This is a genomic window from uncultured Nostoc sp. (assembly GCF_964245575.1).
Taxonomy (GTDB): domain Bacteria; phylum Cyanobacteriota; class Cyanobacteriia; order Cyanobacteriales; family Nostocaceae; genus Nostoc.
Genome location: NZ_CAXTNP010000095.1, coordinates 1 through 19497, shown reverse-complemented (window position 1 = coordinate 19497; position 19497 = coordinate 1). Strand labels below are relative to the sequence as shown.

Here is a 19497-nt window from a genome sequence, read left to right as displayed (position 1 = left end):
AAAGGCCGACGAATTAGGGTTATCGCCTCTTAAGCCGGATGTCGCAGGTACCCTACGGGAAGCAAGCTACAAATCCTGCCCTGCCACCTTTCATTTTTGCCCGCAAGGGCCGGGAGATGAAGCCATGAATTACAATTTTTTCGCTAACAAGAAGACTACTACACCTCAAAATCAGCCTATCCCCGGACGGGAAGCAGAAATGGTTCAGGGACGTTCCGGCGGTTGGATGTTTGATGCTGGTATTTGGAAGATGCTGCGCCGTTGTCTCTTGGTTGGCACAGCAAAAAGCACTTATTACGCTGGTAAACAGGAATTAACTGAGGATTTTGTGACAGTTGTCAGACAAGCTGTTGCCGAAAATCCCAGCCGTGTAGCAGAAGAAATTCTGTATGCTAGCGATGGACGCGCCATCAATAACAGTGCGCCTATCTTAGCTTTGGTGTTGCTGTCGATGGGTGAAGCACCACAAGCAAAACAAGCGTTTGGTGAAATCTTCCCGCAAGTTGTCCGCACTGGTAGCCATTTCTACGAATGGTTGAACTACACCAAATCTCTGCGGGGATTTGGCAAAGTTGTACGGGAAGCTGGCAAAACTTGGCTCTCAAGGGAAGATGTCAAGGCCTTGGCTTATCAACTGTTGAAATATCAACAGCGTCAAGGCTTCTCCCACCGAGATGCATTGCGGTTGTTCCATGTCAAACCGCCTACAGAAAATCACCGTCAATTATTTCAGTGGGTAGTTAGAGGCTGGGAAGAATTGCCAGCAGATATCCCCTCAGAAGCGTTGGCGCAGATTTGGTGGTATGAGTGGCTGAAGCGGAATCCTACCCAAACCCATGAAGCTATTTCCCAAGGACGCTTAACCCACGAAATGGCTGCACCTGTGGGCAAAATGGATAAGCTTGCTTGGCAGCTACTATTTCAGGAAATGCCAATAGGTGCAATGCTGCGTAACTTGGGTTCTTTAACTGAACTGGGTGTGTTGCGAGCTGATGAAAGCGCCAATTTGCTGCAAGTAGAAGCAGTTCTTAATCGTAGAGAACATCTGCGTAAAGGTCGCATCCATCCGATTGATGTTTTGAAAGCACTCAAAACTTATCAATCTGGTGGAACATTAGGACGCAGTAAGAAAACTTGGAATCCAGTACCTCGGATTGTAGACATATTAGAAAAGGCGGTTGAACTGTCTTTTGATGTTGTGCAACCCACAGGTAAAGTTTTCATGCACGCCGTGGATGTTTCTGGTTCTATGGGTAGCTTGGTTGCAGATATGGGACTAAGTTGTTGTGAAATTGCCACTACAATGGCACTGGTAACAGCAAAAGCAGAGAAAAACTACATGATTCGCGGCTTTGCTACGGAATTCCGGGAATTAGGTATCACCGCCAAAGATAGTTTCAGTTCTGCGGTTCGCAAAGCTAGCAACCAAAACTTCGGTGGAACTGATGCATCTGTGGCTTACGACTGGATGATTAAGAATAAGTTCAAGGCAGATGTTGTCTGCTTTTGGACTGACTCGGAAAGCTGGGCGGGAAATAAGCATCCAAGTCAAGCGCTGAAGGAATACCGCAAAAAGGTAAATCCTAACGTCAAGGCAGTGTATGTCACGTTGACACCTTATCAGATTACTTTGGTAGATCCTGAAGATTCGCTGTCTTGGGATTTGGCAGGGTTTGATCCGGGTACGCCTCGGATCATCCAGATGCTGGCTACGGATGAGTTGTAGATATTGCTGAAGGGTAAAGGATGAACACTTTATCCTTCATGCTTCATGGCGGGTTATCCCTGTTCGCAACTTGCCTTTCGGGGCCGAAGAATTTAGGGTTATCGGTTACGTCTCCACCATTGTGGGGATTAGCGGGTTCAAACCCCGCACCCGCCTTTGTTTTTAATTTTTACCTCACGCAAAGAAGAAGGCGATTTAATTTTTGAATGGTCGTTTTTCTATTTCAGCGATGGGTAAGAGTAGGGTGTCTTCGATGTGCGATCGCACCTCATGAGATACATAAATATTCTGCTTTAAAGAATAAATCAACAATTTATTAGTATCATAGTAATTTTTTAATCGCGTTTTCTCTTCTTCAGTTAATTGCAATTTTAAAATATTACTATCTGTTTCTCTTATACAGAAGTAAAGTCCATACTCTGGCATTTTATCTGGGTTTATTAAGTATTCAGATGTTTTCTTGAAAATAGTTTTTAACCTATATGCATCAGTGTAAACCTCGATTTGACTAAGAGCTTCACTAATTCCTGAGCTAATAACTCTGAGTGTATTAACTCGATTATTTTTAGTAAGTAAAGTTTTATCTAGTTTGATGGTTTCCAGATTAAGTATTATTTCGCCAAGTAAATTAGCAATTATATCTATATCATATAGGATTAATCTGTTTATGTTTATTTCACAAAAATTCGATAATTCAATGCCAAAGTGTTCAATTATTATTTCAATCATTTTTAATGATATGACTTGCCGATCAATTTTTTTATATTCTCTAATAATAGATTTTTGTAACTCTTCTTTATTTTTATTGAAATAATCAATTATAAAGTCAGTGTATTTTTCTTTAATAAAGTTTGCTAAGAGTTTACCTAGTTTTTCAGTATCTTTTAATTGTATTTTACAGTATACTGCAAAAGCGTGTTCAAGAATACAAGCAAGTTCGCAGTAATATCTATCACTATATTGTGCGAAGTTGGAGCATTCACCAAGATTATAGACAATAAAAAAGCCCAAATAAAAAGCTCTGAAGCCAGCTTTCGTATAGTATCGAGATACTCTAGAAAACTTTTTGTTTATTAAATTAAGTAAATACTGCAAATTATATAATAGACTAATCGATTGCTCAATTTCATGTTTGATTAATAATAACTTTTTATCATGCAATTCATTTATTGAAATTAAATTTTCTATTGTTGCTGTCCGAATAACTGGATGCAAGTAGTAACCATAATTATTTATCTTTACAAGAGAACGTTCTATTAAAGCATCAATCACTCTTTGCCTCCGATTTACTGGTACGTCCCAAAGTAAACAAAACAGCCATTCTTTTGGAACAGTAATATCTTGATTAGGGTAAATCCCTAAACGGCAAACTAGTTGATAGGCTTGTAAATTATTATTTTTAAGCTTATCTAATTGATATTGAACAAGTTGTTTAAGAGTTGGATGTCTTAATATATCTTCACAGTTTTCCTGCCAGTAAACTTTTAAATTCCCTTGAGCTTCTTTGACAATCTCAGGACTAAGGATAACCAGAGCCTCAGCATTTCCGCCATAGGCTTGATGCATTTCACCAAGAGCATTATCATCTATACTAATTTCGCAACTTTTAAAATACTGTTGCCATGACTCTTGCTTCAATCCATCCAACTCATAATTAGTAAAAGTTTGAAGGCGTTTTACTGTATAGTCATAAATTTGCTCACGGCTTGTGATAAGCGTTACCGAATGTACACTTTTATGAGCTAGTACGGTTAATAGTTCTAGATAATAGCTATGATATGGTTCTATAAATTCGCCATTTATTAAAGCAGGTTCAAGATTATCAATTAAAACACCAACTTTTCTAGTCTTTAGCTGAATTTTCAATTGCTCCAGCATAGCAATAAAATTTTGCTCTGGATTTACTTTAAAGTAATTTATGAGCTTGATTCTTACCCAATCTTCTACTGAGTTCAGGTTCTGGGGTGTGCTTCCTACACGCAGTTCAAGATATTCTAAACCTTGAAGCTCAAACCATTTTGTAGCCAACGTTGTTTTACCTATACCGCCCTCTGCATGAATTAGGATAACCTTTGCACCTTCGTTAACAAGGTTATTGAGGTGTGCGATCGCTTCCTCACGCCCCACAAAATCAGGATTGTTGGATATTGGTATTTCAGAGACTGACTCTTGAGGCTGAGGATTTATGGCTGAGTGCTGAGATTGTACAGTTGATTGAGCAAATATCCTTGTTAGTTCACCCAGTTCAACCCCCAATGCATTGGCTATTTTTTGAAGTGTTGCTGGTTTGGGACTAGCAGTATAGCCGTTAGCAATCTTGCTGATCAGACTTTTATCCAGACCAGTCGCTTGTTCTAGCTTGTATTGGCTGAACTCTTTTTGTTTAAGTAATTTTTTAAATGCCTCTCCAGCTTCCTTATTCTTTTTAGCTCTTGACACTGCGGATAAACCTCTATGAGCAAGCTTGTTCAACCGTTGCACGTTCAACTAGTTGCACAACTACAAGTATTCAAATTTTAGAAGAGGAATAAAACTAGTGAATAGCAAGTAAACCGATAAGTCCAGGGATAATTTAATATGCGTCACAATAACTTACAGCAAGAAGCGATTCAACTTGAGTTGCTTAAAAAAACTTTGCACGGTTGGCAACCAGCTTTTACAGTCGTTGAATCCTATGAATGGTCAACTGATCAGCTAGAGCATCACTTTGGTATTTCACGCCAAGAGTTATACAAAATTAGGAGTAAACCCCATCTCTGGCGTTCCTCAATTTTGGTTTTTTTACACCTGCGAAAAAATAAATGGCGGGTTTACAGCCTCAACCCTCTACAAATTGGGGGATAAGGTAAAAGTTGTTGCTCCAAGTGCGATCGCAAAGCTCTTAGGGGTGACTCTGTTCAAATATTAAACCGAGTCGGTATCTCACTAGAGGATCATCTTGCAGGCAACCAGCCGTCTGTTCAAAAAAACCAGGAGGCCACCACAATTCTTCGGGTGTTTTTACCTGCACTGGTGCTTCAATGTGACCTTTTGCTGCAAACACCTTGAGAGCATCAACAATTACTTCCTCTGGCGAAGCATACTTACCACTTTCAATCTGAGTTTGGATGAATTGCTCTATCTCTGGATTTAAGAACACATTCATAGATTTATTTACAAGGGTGCTTTTCCATAACTATTTTAGTCTCAGGTGAGATTGTAACTGAAGATTAAGCTGTTATTTATATGCTTTGGATCAAAAGTGCGATCGCATACCCGCCCGATGCGATCGTAAACATCTACCTCTTGTAGAATAGACACGATGCTTCTTTAGCAACATAATGTAATATAACTTAGTAATAATCGAGCGATCGCTGTTCCTTTTGCATGTAATTGCTATTAATGCAGCAATCTGCTACATATCAGCCTGGTTTCATCCCAAATTGTCCACCCAAAGACAGTAGATTAAGTTTTGTGTGAATCATTATAAGTTATGAAATAGCTCTGCTTTCCAAAAAGTGAAAAAGGAACAGATTTTTATGACATTTGATTACGATTTGTTTGTCATTGGTGCTGGGCCTGGGGGATTGGCAGCAGCTAAAAAAGCAGCTAGTTACGGTGTACGTGTCGCTATTGCCGAACAAGAATCCGTCGGTGGGACTTGTGTAAATCGCGGTTGTGTTCCGAAAAAACTGATTGTCTACGCTGCTGACTTCGCCCTGCAAAATCAAATAGCGCACAGTTATGGGTGGAGTGACTGTCAAACATACTTTGACTGGACATTATTTATTCAGTCAGTACATCAGCATATTGACAGAATTAATCAGTCGTATTTTCAGCAATTGCAAAAAGCTGGAATTGAATTAATTTCTCAACATGTCACTTTCATCGATACCCATACTATCAATATTGATGGACGCAAAGTTACAGCCGACAAAATTTTAATTGCTGTGGGAGGGCAACCCCTCAAGCCCAATATCCCAGGTATAGAATACGCTATCACATCCCGTGAGATGTTTCAGCTACCCTATCTGCCCAAACGTTTAGTAATTATTGGCGGTGGCTACATTGGCGTAGAATTTTCCAGCATGATGCAGGCTTTTGGCTGCGAAGTGACGGTGATTGAAAAAGACGGGATGATTTTATCGGGGTTTGATGATGATATTCGCTCTGCTGTACAACAGGGTTTGATTAAACGCAAAATTAAGTTATTCACCAATAGCACTGTTGGTGAAATTAAATTCTCAGAAGAAGGTTTCTTGTTGACTATTACTGGTGAGAGTCAAGAAATAATTACAGCAGATACCATCTTAGTTGCCACAGGTTACGCTCCAAATACCAAGAATCTTGGTTTGGAAAATGCCCATGTTGAACTTAGCGAAGATGGTGCAATCAAAGTAGATGAATACAGCCGCACCAGCCAAGAAAACATTTTTGCTGTGGGTGATTGCACTAGCCGCGTGCAATTGACTCCAGTAGCTAAGGCAGAAGGTATTGCCTTTGCCGATACAGTTTTTGGCAACAAGGCGCAAAAACTAAATTATGATTATGTGCCCACTGCTGTTTTTTGTCGTCCAGAAGCGGCTAGCGTGGGAATGACGGAGGCGAAAGCACGGGAAAAATTTGGTGAATCTGTACAATGCTACTGCACCCAGTTCCAACCACTGTTGTATCAGCTAATCGAACAGGATGAGCCAACCACTATAAAGTTAGTGTTAAATGGTGATTCTGGGCAAGTTTTGGGCGCTCACATGGTGGGTGAACATGCAGCAGATATCATTCAAAGTCTGGGTGTGGCAATTCGCAAGGGCATTACCAAGGAAGACTTGGATGAAACTATAGGCATTCATCCCACGACAGGAGAAGAATTTTTGTCGTTAACTTAAAATTATATGCAGAACTGAGCGATATCAAGTTCGGCAAATTACTTACTATATGTCATTGCGAATGCAACGAAGTGGAATGAAACAATCGCAACGATTTAGCATTGCCACGCTTTGCTCGCTTTTGATTAAGTATTAAGTCGAACATGATATGTCAGCTTGATTGCTTATTAAAGCCGAATAACCCCAAAGAGCCAAAGCTACGCTTTGTCTCCCTGCCGCTAATACCCAGAGAGGGCCCCGAGTTCCCTGCAAGGCGAGGGGTTGGGGGTGGGGTTCTTTTATTATGGGTAATTTGGCGGACATGATAAGCTAATCGGCATTTAACCTCTTGTGTCACTTTCCGGGAGGGCAATTTCTAGAAGCTTTATCAGTCAATCAGTACAAGCTATCCTATTATAAAAACTTGGTTATTGTATTTTTTACTAAGAAAAAATCTTGCGATGCCTGCGGCGGGCAAAGCCATCGCTTCGTATACAAAAGCTTTAGAATTCAGAAAAGGCAAAAGTTTTCCCAGAGTGACACAAGAGGGTTAAGTTGCATAATCAGGGCGGGCTTTTCGGGCCACCCCACAAGATATTGATAAAATTTTGATATGCAAGTTAGATGTGTTTTAGCTTCTCAAGTAGTTTCTGAGGATGCTTCTGAGCAAGATTTTGTGGGAGCGCCTAAGTCATCTAAAGTATTCATTAATGAGTCATTCTGTAGCATGGGGTATCTGGTTTGGAAATTTACAACATCCTCAAAAGCTTCAAGATCCTCAAGAGCCTCTGATGCAGACTGATATCGCTGTTTGAAATCATCCAGCACCATTTTACTGAGAATCTTAGCGAGGGAGTGACTCACTTGGGTGCGATCGCTCCATTTTATTTCTCCATCAGCATCTCTAGGTAGCTCACGGGGTGCCATACCAGTTAAGGCTTTAATCCCAACCATGCCGACTGCATAGATATCACTACTATAGTGTGGACGCCCAAAACATTGCTCGCTTGGTGCATAACCCTGAGTACCAATACCAATGGTGAAAGGGCTTTGCTCTTGATGATCGAGTTGTTTTGTACTAACTTCTTTGACGGCTCCAAAGTCAATCAGGATCAGTTTACCATCTGAATGTCGGCGGATGATATTGCTGGGCTTAATATCCCGGTGAATCACATTGTTTTTATGGATAAATGTTAATGTTTGCAATAAGTCCCTGACAATTTTGATTGCTGCAATTTCATCAATTGCTCTGCCTGCTGGCAATTCTTGATTTAAAGGATGACCAATGATCTGTTCTTGTACTAAATAAAATTCTTCATCTTCTTCAAAATACGCCAAAAGTTGCGGAATTTGGGGGTTTATTCCCAATTTTTCGAGTGTTTGCGCCTCTGAATTAAATAAACGTCTGGCAAGTTGCAAGGCTTCTGGTTTGGTGTTGGCTGGTTTTAGTTGTTTGACAACACATCGCGGATTCCCAGGACGTTGGGTATCTTCGGCAATGTAGGTTTCACTAAATCCACCGGAACCGAGAACTTTGACAATTCTATAGCGTCGAGCCAGGACTTTTCCTGATAAGGCTAAATCTCGTTGCTGGATTAGGTCTTGCAAATCATCTTGCTGGCTGATAATCTCTTGGACAACGGCGGAAGTTTTATACTTCTGAAATATGTCTAATAATTGGCGTTTTCTGATACTTTCTCTGATCACTGAGGTTCCCAGATAGCAACATCCAATCATAGCGATCGCAATCATTGGTACAGTAGTGGGAAAAATTAACTGACCATGAACAAATAACCCATAACTAATTCCTACCCAAGTGCCAGACAGGGCTAGGCTATAGAGAAATCTATTGATACTCCGCTTGCGTCTGGTAATCATCAAGGCTGTACTGCCAACTATAATTAGCACAAACAAACCCCGCAACGGTAGACTGTTAATTCCTGGGGCGATCGCTTTACCTGACATCAAAGTTGCGATTGCATTGGCGTGAATTTCTACGCCCGACATAGGTTTAGTCCTGTTGCTGGCAGCGACTGGATAATAATCATTGTGTAACTTATCTGTTGCACCAATCAGCACTATCTTGTCTTTGAAGACCTTTCCTTGCTGCAAATAGGTGTTCCAGTTTTCCGGGTCGAGTACATGCCAAAAGGGGATTTGCTCAAATGTACCCGCAGAACCCCAAAAATGAATGCGATCGCCCTTTGGTCGCGGATAATTTACTTGTGCTGCCCTCAGTGCTGCTTCATCAAAAGAGGGTAGCTTCTCGAGCAAATTATCTTCACCTAACAACTTAGAAAACTCACTCCCCAATCGATGAACTTTACCATCTACCTCCAGGGGGAAATTAACTGAGCCAATGGACACAGACCCTGTACGAAACATCTGTTGTGGGTCAATCAGTTGCATAAAAGACCCTTGCCGCATCTGGGAATTTTCGTAGACGGCTGCTAAGGTAACTTTGCTGCCATATTTTTGTAATACTACCTGGAGTTGGCGATCGTCAGTACCTCCATAGCTGCTTGGGGTGTCAAAAACGACATCCACCGCTACAGAGCGGGCACCTGCTTTCATTAACTTTGTGATTACCTGAGCATAAGCAGCCCGTTTATAAGGATAAGATTTCAATGTTTCTAAGTAGGCATACTGTTTCGGATTTGTTTTATAGTACTGTTCGGGAACTGATATTGACTGATCGTCTATTGCTAAAATTACGATGTCTTCTGGGGGCAAAATCGGCCCACGCAGTTGAAAAAAGGCAGAAAGCGCTTTATTTTCCATCAATTGAACCAATTCCCCACCAGAAGCACTCAGCACTGCTGCACCCATTACCCAACCGCCAGCGAGGAGATGACCTAAGCGAAGCATCCACCTAGACTGACGAGCCGATGCTGTTGACGTTACTTTTGTCGGTTTACTTGAGTGTCTATTGGCAGCAGAGACATAGTTTTTAGTTAAGGTAGATGTAGGTTCTTCTGCCATATCGTGTTACTCGATTGATTTAAGTCCAACACTTTTATTTATTCAGACCACGTTTTAGTACAAGCACATTGAAATAAGACTTAAATGACAATCTTATACATTTGTAAAGTATCTTCTATTCATCAACAAACTTTTATTGGCAAAGGTAGCCCCCAGAGATTCCTACTTAAGTCTAAATTATTATTTTTCTGTTGAATGAGTTACAACTAGTGATTGTCTCACAGATCATAGCCAGATATACTTCGTCTCTGTACTTAGTTGCGGCGGTATTTTACCCTAACCTAACCAATCAGTACACTCTTAACTGGGCTTTTACCAGAAGCTGTCCCAAGTCTGTCTTCTGTCTTTGGCGCAATATTGGTACTCCCCACAAAGCGTGTCCTTAAACTGAAAGCAAAACCTATAGATAGGCATCAAGTCATATCCTACCCTAAGCCTATGTCATACCTCTTTAAGAGTAAACTTTAATGTTATACAGTTATGAATGCTGTTACTAGTTCAATTTTATTGGTAGATTTTGATCAGAGAGTGGCTCTTGCAGTGCCGGAGGTGAATAAGGTTTAGCACCTAGTATCTCAACTCCAATGTTGCAGGCGTTTTTATGCCTTGAAAGAGGTAGGATAAAAGCTACAGATGAAGAGTTACTTTATAGATATTAGCAAACAAGGCATTTGAAAATTGCTATAATCTATTGTTCCATCTAAATTCATTTATATTATTAGGTGTAAATTTGTATGGGTTCTCCAATGAATCGTCTGTCTATTTTTGTAGACGGAAACAATATGTTCTATGCTCAACAAAAAAATGGCTGGTTTTTTGACCCTCGGCGAGTTTTAGAATACTTCAAACATGAGCAATCAGAGACAACATTAATTAATGCATTCTGGTACACTGGCTTAAAAGACCCACAAGATCAGCGAGGTTTTAGAGATGCTCTCATTAGTCTAGGATATACAGTCAGAACTAAAATTCTTAAAGAATATTATGATGATACTTCTGGTCGTTACTCGCAAAAAGCGAATTTAGATATTGAAATTGTTGTAGATATGTTTAATACAGTAGACCAGTATGACCGAGTAGTATTATTCAGTGGCGATGGAGATTTTGAAAGAGCAATCGAACTATTACGCTCAAAAAATACACATATTACTGTAGTATCGACAGAAGGAATGATAGCTAGAGAACTACGGAATGCTACTGACAGATATATAGATTTAAATGATATCAGAGATCAAATAGAAAAAACCGAAGGTTAATAGTCTTAGCAATTATTTACAAAGGTAAGAGTAAAAGAAAAACTAAGGTTGAAGATATATTGAGCTACAAGTAAAAACTAAACAACAAAGCGCAAATGACAAACAAAACAGATCGAATCATCATTTTTGATACTACACTGCGAGATGGAGAGCAATGTCCAGGAGCAACTCTGAATATAGACGAAAAGCTAGTTATTGCCAAGCAACTGGCGCGTCTGGGTGTGGATATAATTGAGGCAGGCTTTGCCTTTGCTAGTCCCGGAGATTTTGAAGCAGTCAGCAAGATTGCCAAAATTGTGGGGACAGAAAATGGCCCGGTAATTTGCAGTTTGGCAAGAGCGATTAAAGCAGATATTGAAGCAGCCGCAGAAGCATTAAAACCAGCAGTTAACGCCAGAATTCACACATTTATTTCCACTTCTGATATACATTTAGAGTATCAGTTGCGGAAGTCACGGGCAGAAGTGCTAGCGATCGCAGAAGAAATGGTAGCTTATGCCAAGTCTTTCATGACAGATGTAGAATTTTCACCGATGGATGCGGCTCGTTCCGATCCAGAATTTCTTTACCAAGTGTTAGAACGAACGATCGCAGCTGGTGCAACAACAGTTAATATTCCCGATACTGTCGGTTACACAACCCCTAGCGAATTTGGAGCAATCATTAAGGGGATTATCGAAAATGTCCCCAATATCGACCAAGCGATTATTTCCGTTCACGGTCATAATGATTTAGGCTTGGCAGTTGCTAACTTCTTAGAAGCCGTGAAAAATGGCGCACGCCAACTAGAATGTACTATCAATGGGATTGGCGAACGCGCCGGAAATGCCTCACTAGAAGAATTGGTAATGGCGCTGCATGTGCGGCGAGAATATTTTAATCCCTATCTCGGAAGACCAGAGGAATCTCAAGAATCCCTGACAAATATCGAGACTCGGCAAATTTACAAAACCTCACGCTTAGTTTCTAATTTGACGGGAATGTTAGTACAACCAAATAAAGCGATCGTTGGGGCGAATGCCTTTGCTCATGAGTCTGGGATTCACCAAGATGGTGTGTTAAAAAATAAGCTCACCTACGAAATTATGGATGCCCAATTGATTGGCTTGACAGACAATCAAATAGTTTTGGGCAAACATTCCGGCAGAAATGCTTTCCGCACCCGGTTGAAAGAATTAGGCTTTGAACTGTCAGATACTGAATTAAATAAAGCATTCGTCAGATTCAAAGAAGTAGCAGATAAAAAGAAAGAAATTTCTGATTGGGATTTGGAAGCGATCGTTAACGATGAAATCCAACAAGCACCCGATTTGTTCCGGGTAGAGTTGGTGCAAGTTTCCTGTGGTAGCAACGCCCGTCCTACAGCTACAGTTACCTTGCGTACCCCAGACGGTGAAGAATTAACCGATGCTGCGATCGGTACTGGGCCAGTGGATGCAGTTTACAAAGCCATCAACCGTGTGGTGAATGTGCCCAACGAGTTGATTGAGTTTTCTGTGCAGTCAGTAACAGCCGGTATTGATGCCATTGGAGAAGTCACGATTCGTTTACGTTATGAATCTAAAGTGTTTTCTGGTCATGCAGCGAACACAGATATCATCGTGGCATCCGCGCAAGCTTATGTAAATGCGCTCAATCGGCTGTATTCTGCGTTGCAAAGGCAAGAAAAGCCAGAGGAAGTATCTGCACAGAAAGTCTGAAATCATAATACAAGCACCGTACCTTGTTTTTAACTGATGCGAAAAAACTCCTTCCCAATTTTGGGGAGGAGTTAAGTGTGAGTTCCGAAAATTTGTTGGAAAATTATGCTGACAGAAAAACATATCACTATCAGAGAAGCCACCACCATAGAAGACTCACTGATTGCAAAACACTCTTACCAAATGTGGCTAGATATTGGTGTTCATGAGAGTAATATCGATCTTGATTGGCAAAATATTACCCTCAAATTCATAGAAGAGGCGCGTCGAGATTTGTTTTACAAGGCTTTTGTTGCAGAGGTTGATAATACAGTTGTCGGTTCTGCAAGTTGTTAACTGTTTGCAGGTTTATACCCAAATGTTTTCAAAGATGAATACCGCAAATTTGGATATATTTGGGGCGTTTATGTTGAACAATCTTACCGCAGACAAGGCATTGCTAAATGCCTAACTAATAGAGCAATTGAATATTTAAAAGCGATCGGTTGCACGCGAGTGCTTCTTAACGCCTCACCATCGGGTAAACCAGTTTACTCCAGCCTCGGTTTCTCTGAAGGGAATGTAATGCAATTAGATTTATCTCCCAAAAGTTAGCTCATTTTTTAATTTTTAATATGGATAGCACTTTCTGTTTTAATAATTCGATTAAAGCTGGTTCCATGTACTCATATTCATCTGGTATATCTAAACAGATAATTTTTTTATCTTTAAGAAAGGGCTGAAAATTTTTCGATAGCTTATTTTTATGTGACTTCTCCATCACAAAGATAATATCAGCCCAGATAATAGCTTCCGTTGAAACTGGTACTTGGGCATAGCGATCCAAACCTGCCGAGTCCGTTTCAAGTCCATCATATTCAGAAAACACAGCCTCGGCGGTGGGACTTCGCAACTTATTCTGGCTACAGATAAATAAGAGCTTTTTCATTAATTAATATGTAATATTTACTATTTCTCTTATTAGTTTCATGAATTCTGCCCTCCCCTGATTATCTGAGGCCTTTCTAATCCTATAAAGTGTTTGTCCAGCCAACGCCAAAATCTTATCCTTATAACTATCTCTTAGTTTTTGTTCAGGCGAATCATGATAAGAGCTATCTAACTCAAAAAATTTAATTGGTTTATAGCTTTCATGTTGATCAAATACAACACAATCTACAACTCCTCTAAAAAAGAAGCTCCTCTCTTCTTGGGACAAATTACTCTTAATTTTGTCAAAGTTAATTAAACAACTTAATGCAACATTAGGATAAACTACAAACATTTGAAAGTTTTCCCTAACAGCCATGAAAAATTCCATCTCTTGATGAGATTTAAAGAGGCTGGTAGTATATTTTACATTAGCTATATTTTTATTTTCTGTTACCTTTATTTGCTCACTTTGAGAATGTTCTACAACTTTGGGTAATGATTCCTGGTGCAGCTTAATTACTTCAGCACATATTTCCTGTTTAGGATAAAATTTAGCATAATTATATGCTTCAAGGAGTAAGCCTTTATTTCTATATATATTGACCAACTCAACAACGACTGTAATAGCTCTATCTTCTGTTAAATTATAAATTTTACCTTTATGAAGTAGAAATAGATTTTCTAATACAGTTTCAATATCATCCTTTGCAATTCCTTTATCTAATTCTCCAAAAAACTCATTTTCAAAAGTATTTACTGCTCTTTTAACTAATTCATCTGAAGAAGCAAATTTAGAATACTTATAAACAAGCTCCAATAACTCAGCCCATTGTTTACGGAATGTCAGTTGATAAATTTGCTCATAATCAATGTTTTCTGCCATATAATCTACTCTTAATAGAGGCATAACTTAATTATCGGTTATAACAGATACCGGAAAAACTGAGTACCTGCTTTCAGCATAAAACATACGATCGCTTACAATACACTCAGATAAGTTTGCTCAGAATTCATCGGTAAAACCCGTAACCTACGATTTTTAAGGTCTGGTTCTAACCCTAAAACTTCCATTGGTGTTACACCCAAAAGCGCATAGGGTACTTCTGTGAGTTCCAAACAATCAAAGGTTCCTTGACGCTCTGCAATACTAAGTTCAACATCTCGGAAAATCCGCCCCTGCTGCACTCCAGCAGCAGTCTCTACCTGGGCTTCTCCACCTTGGACTAAACCTAGTTGACTAATAATGCTAGCAGGTAAACACAGCAATGTTGCACCCGTATCAACTAAAACATCATCCAGAGTATAAGAGCGAACTTCCCCCGAAGAAATAAAGCCGCGCTGTGCCAAAACTTGATCAATTCGATTCGTGACAGTGAGGGTAACTATTACTTGTCCCATTTGCTTACCCTGAAGATTTGGCAGTACCAGCTTACCCATTTCAGCAAACTCCTGAAAACAAAATATTTTTGAGAGATGCCTTAGAACACAAAGACGCAAAAGCACTCTCTGCGCCTCTGCGTCTCTGCATGAGATATTCCCTACTTACACCATCTCAGACGAAGCCTGCACCATCTGCTGCGGCTGCGGCTGGAACATGAACAACGAGTACACCACGTCTCGGCGGATGTTGATCATCATATCCAAGAAGAGTTCATAACCCTCGCTCTTATACTCAATCAGTGGGTCTTTTTGCCCATAACCACGTAATCCTACTGATTCGCGTAAGGCATCCATTTGTTGCAGGTGTTCTCGCCACAATGTATCAATGCGTTGCAAGATAAAGAACCGTTCAGCTTGGCGCATAAGTCCGGGTTGAACTTGGTCAATCTGCGCTTCTTTTAGGTCATAAGCAATTCGCACCTGTTCGTGGAGGAAGGCTTTAATCTCGCTGACCGACATATCCTCTAATTGATTTGGTTGCAAATCTGCTAGCAGATAGACGAATTCTTTAACTTTCTCAACCAGCTTTTCTAACTCCCACTCTTCCGAGGGCAAGTCTACGTTGATATAGTAGTCAACGATGTCATCCATCGTTTTTTCAGCATACTTGATTACCTGTTCTTTCAAGTCTTGACCTTCTAACACCCGGCGACGTTCAGCGTAAATAGCACGACGTTGATTGTTCATCACCTCGTCATACTCAAATACCTGCTTACGAATATCGTAGTAGTAGGTTTCAACTTTTTTCTGTGCGCCTTCCAAACTGCGGGTGAGCATCCCAGATTCGATGGGCATATCTTCTTCCACTTGGAAGGCATTCATTAACCCAGCAACGCGATCGCCACCAAAAATCCGCAGTAGGTTATCCTCTAAACTGAGGAAGAATCTTGTGGTTCCAGGGTCGCCTTGTCTTCCTGCACGTCCGCGCAACTGGTTGTCAATCCGCCGTGATTCATGGCGTTCTGTACCAATGACGTGCAAACCGCCGATTTCTACTACCTCATTGTGTTCGCGGGTAGTAAATTGTTCATATTCTTGCTTAACGCGGTTGTAAGCTGACCGCAATTTCTGGATTACAGGATCATCGATGGGAGCTTTTTCTGCGGCTATAGCTACCTTGTCTTCTGCTTCCAGTTCCGATAAACTGCGATCGCCATATTCACGCACCGCAATTTCTACTGCATCTTTGAGTAGTTTTTCTGTTTCTTTTGTCAACTGAGTGGGGAAAATTTCTGGCGAAGCCCGCCAAGTTTTGACTTTTTTACCAGGGACAAAGCCTTGACCACCACCATGTCCTGTAGGCAATCCGGTTGGTCTTTGAACGCCAAAGCTATCTTCATCTTCTGGCATGACGATCCGGGGCATGAAGTATTCCCGCAGCTTCAGACGTGCCATGTATTCAGAGTTCCCACCCAAGATGATGTCTGTACCTCTACCTGCCATATTAGTAGCAATGGTAACAGCACCTTTTCGTCCAGCTTGGGCGACGATTTCCGCCTCACGCTCGACGTTTTCGGGTCGGGCGTTGAGTAATTCGTGGGGAATTGCCAATTCCTTCAGCAGCCGACTCAGAAGTTCGGATTTTTCCACACTAGTGGTTCCTACTAATACAGGTCTGCCGAGTTCGTGCATTTCGGCACATTCTCTAGCGATCGCACCCCACTTGCCTGGTTCTGTCTTAAAGACCATATCAGACAAATCTTCGCGTCTTCTGTCCCGGTTGGTAGGAATTACCGCGACTTCCAATTTGTAAATTTTTTCAAATTCCGGTTCTTCCGTTTTTGCCGTTCCGGTCATTCCACCGAGTTTTGGATACAGCAAGAACAGATTTTGATAAGTAATTGTCGCTAGAGTTTGAGTTTCTGGCTGAATTTCTACGTGTTCTTTGGCTTCAATCGCCTGGTGTAGTCCATCACTCCAACGCCGTCCGGGTAGCACCCGACCGGTAAATTCATCCACAATTACCACTTCGCCATTACGGACGATGTAATTTACGTCCTTGAGGAAAAGTTCTTTGGCTTTAATTGCATTGAAAATAAAGTGCGCCCAAGGATCTTCTGGGTCAAATAAATCTGTGACTCCCAAAAGATTTTCGGATTCAGCAAAGCCTTCATCTGTCAAAAGCACGTTACGAGCTTTTTCATCCACATCATAATGCTCATCTTTTTTGAGTGTGAATGCGATTTCAGCTGCTTGCAGATACTTTTCTGTAGGTCTTTCCACCTGCCCAGAAATTATTAGCGGTGTCCGCGCCTCATCAATTAAAATCGAGTCTACCTCGTCGATCACGCAATAATTGAACGGGCGTTGCACCACATCTGCCATTGATGTCGCCATGTTATCCCGCAGGTAGTCAAATCCTACCTCGCTGTTGGTAACATAAGTAATATCGCAATCATAGTTTTTCTGGCGTTCAGTGGGAGTCATGGTTGACTGGATTAGCCCCACACTCAGCCCCAAGAATCGATGCACCTGTCCCATCCATTCAGCATCCCGACGAGCCAGGTAATCGTTCACAGTGACGACGTGTACACCTTTACCAGTTAGGCCATTTAAATAACTCGGTAAGGTTGCTACAAGCGTTTTACCCTCACCGGTTTTCATTTCGGCAATTTGCCCTACATGCAAAATGATACCGCCAAGGAGTTGGACATCAAAGTGCCGCAAGCCCAAGACTCGCCGTCCTGCTTCCCGGACAACGGCGTAAGCTTCGGGTAATAGGTCATCCAGAGTTTCGCCTTTGGCAAACCGTTGTTTAAATTCGACGGTTTTACCTTTTAACTCTTCATCGGAAAGAGCCTTAATTTCTTCCTCTAGAAGGTTAATTTCAGTAACAGAAGGTTGGTATTTTTTAAGCTTACGAGCGTTGGGGTCGCCCAACAAAAGTTTTAGCATGGCAGATTATAGAACTGAATCAAGGGGGATGGGAATTAAAGGTTTGGCATTGATTATAAACATTTAACCCAACCCAACCGTCTTGGTTGTAGATGGGTGTCAAATGAGAATTAACTCAAAAACAGGAGAAAAACTAGGCAATCAGTGTACTAAATGATTGGTTTTAACTCTTATCTTATATTTAGTCTTTCTTCATAGTATCATTTTGCCCCCAGATGGGGCCAGAGAAGGAGTGGGGGAATAGAGTTATGAGTTATGAGTTATGAATTTTTCAACTCCTCACTCCTAACTCCTAACTTTTAACTCCTCACTTCCATTCTGCTGTCAGGCGGCGGAAATTGTAATCACTAGCGCCTTGATGACAGCTAACACAGCTGCCAAGCTGAACGGGACGTGGTAACTTCACTCCTGGATGCAAAGCTTTGAAATAACGTGAGTCATTAAGGCGATAGGGTGTTTCTTCGTCGTCTCGCTGGACACGGGAGAAAGTCGAAAGATATTTCCACACCAAGATGCGTGGCGGATCGACTAAAGGCTTTAGTTGTGCGCCGTAGTGCTGCGAGTCTTCCAGGAGATTTTTCCAAGTTTGGGTGGGTAAAACGGCTGGAGGTAAGCCGATGTGGCATGTGGAGCAGTTTTCCAAATACAGTTCTTGTCCTAATTGATACTGTGCAGGCACTACGTCAACAGTGCCAATTTCGGCGGTGGGAGTAGCACTTTGGGCATTAGTTGCCAAGGCTAGAAGCCAACCCATAGCTAGGCTCCAGGTTACAATTACCAGAAGTAAACCGAAAAATTGGCGTTTGAATTGGCGTTCGGCGCTTTGCTGTAGCGAAAGGCGATCGCTCTTTAGCGGGTGATTTTCGCGATCGCGGATTTTGCGCTTAACAAAAATTGACATTCCTCACATTCCTAGATATTTAGAAGTGGCGTTTGTGCTAATCATAGGACTTACCCAGCGTTGTCAGTAGCAAGATAGCAATGCCTATTGGCAAGCCCTTCTGCGTCTGTGCATCTCTCAACATTGCAAGGAAAAATCTCTTAGCAGTTTTAACCTGACTCACTAGAAAAATCAGCCAGAATATCTCGGATTTCATTTGCACCAATATCTTCTCAGTCAGATTTGGAATAAATCGTTAGTAGCAAAATACGGCGTTGCTGATTCAACTTGATAAATCAATCGCTATCCAGCACTCTTACCTTTTTGGATACTACTGTTGCGAACTCTCACCTTGTAAAAAATATACTCTTTACCAATGCCTGCAATGCGATCGCCTACAAAATTTCTTTGTTGTAATTGCTCAATAATCGGTTGAACATCAGAACGAATATTGCGGAATCTCTTTGATAGTCTGTAAAGTTCCTGCTCAAACTCATCGGAAAATCGAATTGAAATCGCATTATCACTCTGCATCAATCCTGTCCCATAGCTCACTAAGTGGTCTAATTTGACCAGCTTTTGCTTGCTGCAAGGCTCTCCTCAACGGGTGTATCATCAGGATCAACCTCTTCTGCTTCTGCCTGTTCTGGAACCAACACAATCACCCAAACCTGATGAGGATAAGTAGTTCCCTGAATCGGCTCATCTAAAACTAGGTTTCCCTGAGAGTCAAGTCGCTTCTCGAAATTAAAAATTAAAAATATAAAATTAAAAATTGCAATCAGTGCTTGCTCTGAACCCACCACTCCCGGATTTCTCACAAAGCCTGAAAAAAGAAGAGTCAAAAACTGCCAAAATGACT

At 41.1% G+C, this 19497-nt stretch carries 16 protein-coding genes and 1 pseudogene; 7 read left to right on the top strand and 10 right to left on the bottom strand.

Annotation, left to right across the window (positions count from 1 at the left end):
* Nucleotides 1-124 precede the first annotated feature (124 nt).
* Nucleotides 125-1726: a TROVE domain-containing protein gene (locus tag ACFFAP_RS16885; protein WP_375512293.1), complete on the top strand. Its 1602-nt coding sequence runs from the start codon at nt 125-127 to the stop codon at nt 1724-1726.
* 195 nt (nt 1727-1921) lie between these two features.
* Here the strand turns inward: ACFFAP_RS16885 and ACFFAP_RS16880 are convergent, their stop codons facing one another.
* Nucleotides 1922-4198: a helix-turn-helix domain-containing protein gene (locus ACFFAP_RS16880; RefSeq protein ID WP_375512287.1), complete on the bottom strand. Its 2277-nt coding sequence runs from the start codon at nt 4196-4198 to the stop codon at nt 1922-1924.
* Between the two features lie 105 nt (nt 4199-4303).
* On the opposite strand from ACFFAP_RS16880, the gene ACFFAP_RS16875 reads away from it, so the two are divergent.
* The gene (locus ACFFAP_RS16875) at nt 4304-4570 is read left to right on the top strand and encodes a hypothetical protein (RefSeq protein ID WP_375512286.1); all 267 of its coding nucleotides are present in this window, start codon (nt 4304-4306) and stop codon (nt 4568-4570) included.
* A 37-nt stretch (nt 4571-4607) separates the two neighbouring features.
* Here the strand turns inward: ACFFAP_RS16875 and ACFFAP_RS16870 are convergent, their stop codons facing one another.
* On the bottom strand, nt 4608-4871 hold the full coding sequence (locus ACFFAP_RS16870; RefSeq protein ID WP_375512285.1) for a type II toxin-antitoxin system ParD family antitoxin: 264 nt from the start codon (nt 4869-4871) through the stop codon (nt 4608-4610).
* A 373-nt stretch (nt 4872-5244) separates the two neighbouring features.
* On the opposite strand from ACFFAP_RS16870, the gene gorA reads away from it, so the two are divergent.
* Complete coding sequence (gorA, locus tag ACFFAP_RS16865) at nt 5245-6591, top strand: glutathione-disulfide reductase (protein WP_375512284.1); 1347 nt, start codon at nt 5245-5247, stop codon at nt 6589-6591.
* 618 nt (nt 6592-7209) lie between these two features.
* On the opposite strand, the gene ACFFAP_RS16860 is transcribed toward gorA, so the two are convergent.
* Entirely contained in the window at nt 7210-9552 is a 2343-nt protein-coding gene (locus tag ACFFAP_RS16860) for a CHASE2 domain-containing protein (RefSeq protein ID WP_375512283.1), read from the bottom strand.
* A gap of 734 nt (nt 9553-10286) precedes the next feature.
* Here ACFFAP_RS16860 and ACFFAP_RS16855 point away from each other — a divergent pair.
* The 4 genes from ACFFAP_RS16855 (at nt 10287) to ACFFAP_RS16840 (ending at nt 13102) form a co-directional block, all read left to right on the top strand.
* Nucleotides 10287-10808 carry an NYN domain-containing protein gene (locus tag ACFFAP_RS16855; RefSeq protein WP_041565194.1) on the top strand — a complete coding sequence of 174 codons (522 nt, stop codon included), beginning with the start codon at nt 10287-10289 and terminating at the stop codon, nt 10806-10808.
* A gap of 95 nt (nt 10809-10903) precedes the next feature.
* Nucleotides 10904-12508: a 2-isopropylmalate synthase gene (locus ACFFAP_RS16850; protein ID WP_375512282.1), complete on the top strand. Its 1605-nt coding sequence runs from the start codon at nt 10904-10906 to the stop codon at nt 12506-12508.
* 105 nt (nt 12509-12613) lie between these two features.
* A complete protein-coding gene (locus tag ACFFAP_RS16845; RefSeq protein WP_375512281.1) occupies nt 12614-12844 on the top strand; it encodes a hypothetical protein in 231 nt (76 codons plus the stop codon).
* On the top strand, nt 12845-13102 hold the full coding sequence (locus ACFFAP_RS16840) for a GNAT family N-acetyltransferase (RefSeq protein ID WP_375512292.1): 258 nt from the start codon (nt 12845-12847) through the stop codon (nt 13100-13102). It begins immediately after the preceding gene.
* 1 nt (nt 13103) lies between these two features.
* Here the strand turns inward: ACFFAP_RS16840 and ACFFAP_RS16835 are convergent, their stop codons facing one another.
* From ACFFAP_RS16835 to ACFFAP_RS16805, 7 genes and pseudogenes are all read right to left on the bottom strand, one after another.
* Entirely contained in the window at nt 13104-13436 is a 333-nt protein-coding gene (locus tag ACFFAP_RS16835) for a low molecular weight protein tyrosine phosphatase family protein (RefSeq protein WP_375512280.1), read from the bottom strand.
* 3 nt (nt 13437-13439) lie between these two features.
* Nucleotides 13440-14303, bottom strand: coding sequence for a hypothetical protein (locus tag ACFFAP_RS16830; protein ID WP_375512279.1), 864 nt, complete (start codon nt 14301-14303; stop codon nt 13440-13442).
* A gap of 95 nt (nt 14304-14398) precedes the next feature.
* Entirely contained in the window at nt 14399-14857 is a 459-nt protein-coding gene (locus ACFFAP_RS16825; protein WP_375512278.1) for an aspartyl protease family protein, read from the bottom strand.
* Between the two features lie 105 nt (nt 14858-14962).
* Nucleotides 14963-17755: a preprotein translocase subunit SecA gene (gene secA / locus ACFFAP_RS16820; RefSeq protein WP_375512277.1), complete on the bottom strand. Its 2793-nt coding sequence runs from the start codon at nt 17753-17755 to the stop codon at nt 14963-14965.
* Between the two features lie 307 nt (nt 17756-18062).
* Entirely contained in the window at nt 18063-18656 is a 594-nt protein-coding gene (locus tag ACFFAP_RS16815) for a cytochrome C (RefSeq protein ID WP_375512276.1), read from the bottom strand.
* A gap of 282 nt (nt 18657-18938) precedes the next feature.
* Complete coding sequence (locus ACFFAP_RS16810) at nt 18939-19169, bottom strand: hypothetical protein (protein ID WP_375512275.1); 231 nt, start codon at nt 19167-19169, stop codon at nt 18939-18941.
* Nucleotides 19159-19390 (bottom strand): annotated as a pseudogene (locus ACFFAP_RS16805) (hypothetical protein). The gene ACFFAP_RS16810 and the pseudogene ACFFAP_RS16805 overlap by 11 nt, the downstream one beginning before the upstream one ends.
* Between the last annotated feature and the right edge of the window lie 107 nt (nt 19391-19497).

What these genes read in the sequence shown, in the direction of transcription:
- ACFFAP_RS16885 (WP_375512293.1), top strand. Translation starts at nt 125, where the DNA reads ATGAATTACAATTTTTTCGCTAACAAGAAGACTACTACACCTCAAAAT.
- ACFFAP_RS16875 (WP_375512286.1), top strand. Translation starts at nt 4,304, where the DNA reads ATGCGTCACAATAACTTACAGCAAGAAGCGATTCAACTTGAGTTGCTT.
- ACFFAP_RS16870 (WP_375512285.1), bottom strand. Translation starts at nt 4,871, where the DNA reads ATGAATGTGTTCTTAAATCCAGAGATAGAGCAATTCATCCAAACTCAG.
- gorA (WP_375512284.1), top strand. Translation starts at nt 5,245, where the DNA reads ATGACATTTGATTACGATTTGTTTGTCATTGGTGCTGGGCCTGGGGGA.
- ACFFAP_RS16860 (WP_375512283.1), bottom strand. Translation starts at nt 9,552, where the DNA reads ATGGCAGAAGAACCTACATCTACCTTAACTAAAAACTATGTCTCTGCT.
- ACFFAP_RS16855 (WP_041565194.1), top strand. Translation starts at nt 10,287, where the DNA reads ATGGGTTCTCCAATGAATCGTCTGTCTATTTTTGTAGACGGAAACAAT.
- ACFFAP_RS16850 (WP_375512282.1), top strand. Translation starts at nt 10,904, where the DNA reads ATGACAAACAAAACAGATCGAATCATCATTTTTGATACTACACTGCGA.
- ACFFAP_RS16845 (WP_375512281.1), top strand. Translation starts at nt 12,614, where the DNA reads ATGCTGACAGAAAAACATATCACTATCAGAGAAGCCACCACCATAGAA.
- ACFFAP_RS16835 (WP_375512280.1), bottom strand. Translation starts at nt 13,436, where the DNA reads ATGAAAAAGCTCTTATTTATCTGTAGCCAGAATAAGTTGCGAAGTCCC.
- ACFFAP_RS16830 (WP_375512279.1), bottom strand. Translation starts at nt 14,303, where the DNA reads ATGGCAGAAAACATTGATTATGAGCAAATTTATCAACTGACATTCCGT.
- ACFFAP_RS16825 (WP_375512278.1), bottom strand. Translation starts at nt 14,857, where the DNA reads ATGGGTAAGCTGGTACTGCCAAATCTTCAGGGTAAGCAAATGGGACAA.
- secA (WP_375512277.1), bottom strand. Translation starts at nt 17,755, where the DNA reads ATGCTAAAACTTTTGTTGGGCGACCCCAACGCTCGTAAGCTTAAAAAA.
- ACFFAP_RS16815 (WP_375512276.1), bottom strand. Translation starts at nt 18,656, where the DNA reads ATGTCAATTTTTGTTAAGCGCAAAATCCGCGATCGCGAAAATCACCCG.
- ACFFAP_RS16810 (WP_375512275.1), bottom strand. Translation starts at nt 19,169, where the DNA reads ATGCAGAGTGATAATGCGATTTCAATTCGATTTTCCGATGAGTTTGAG.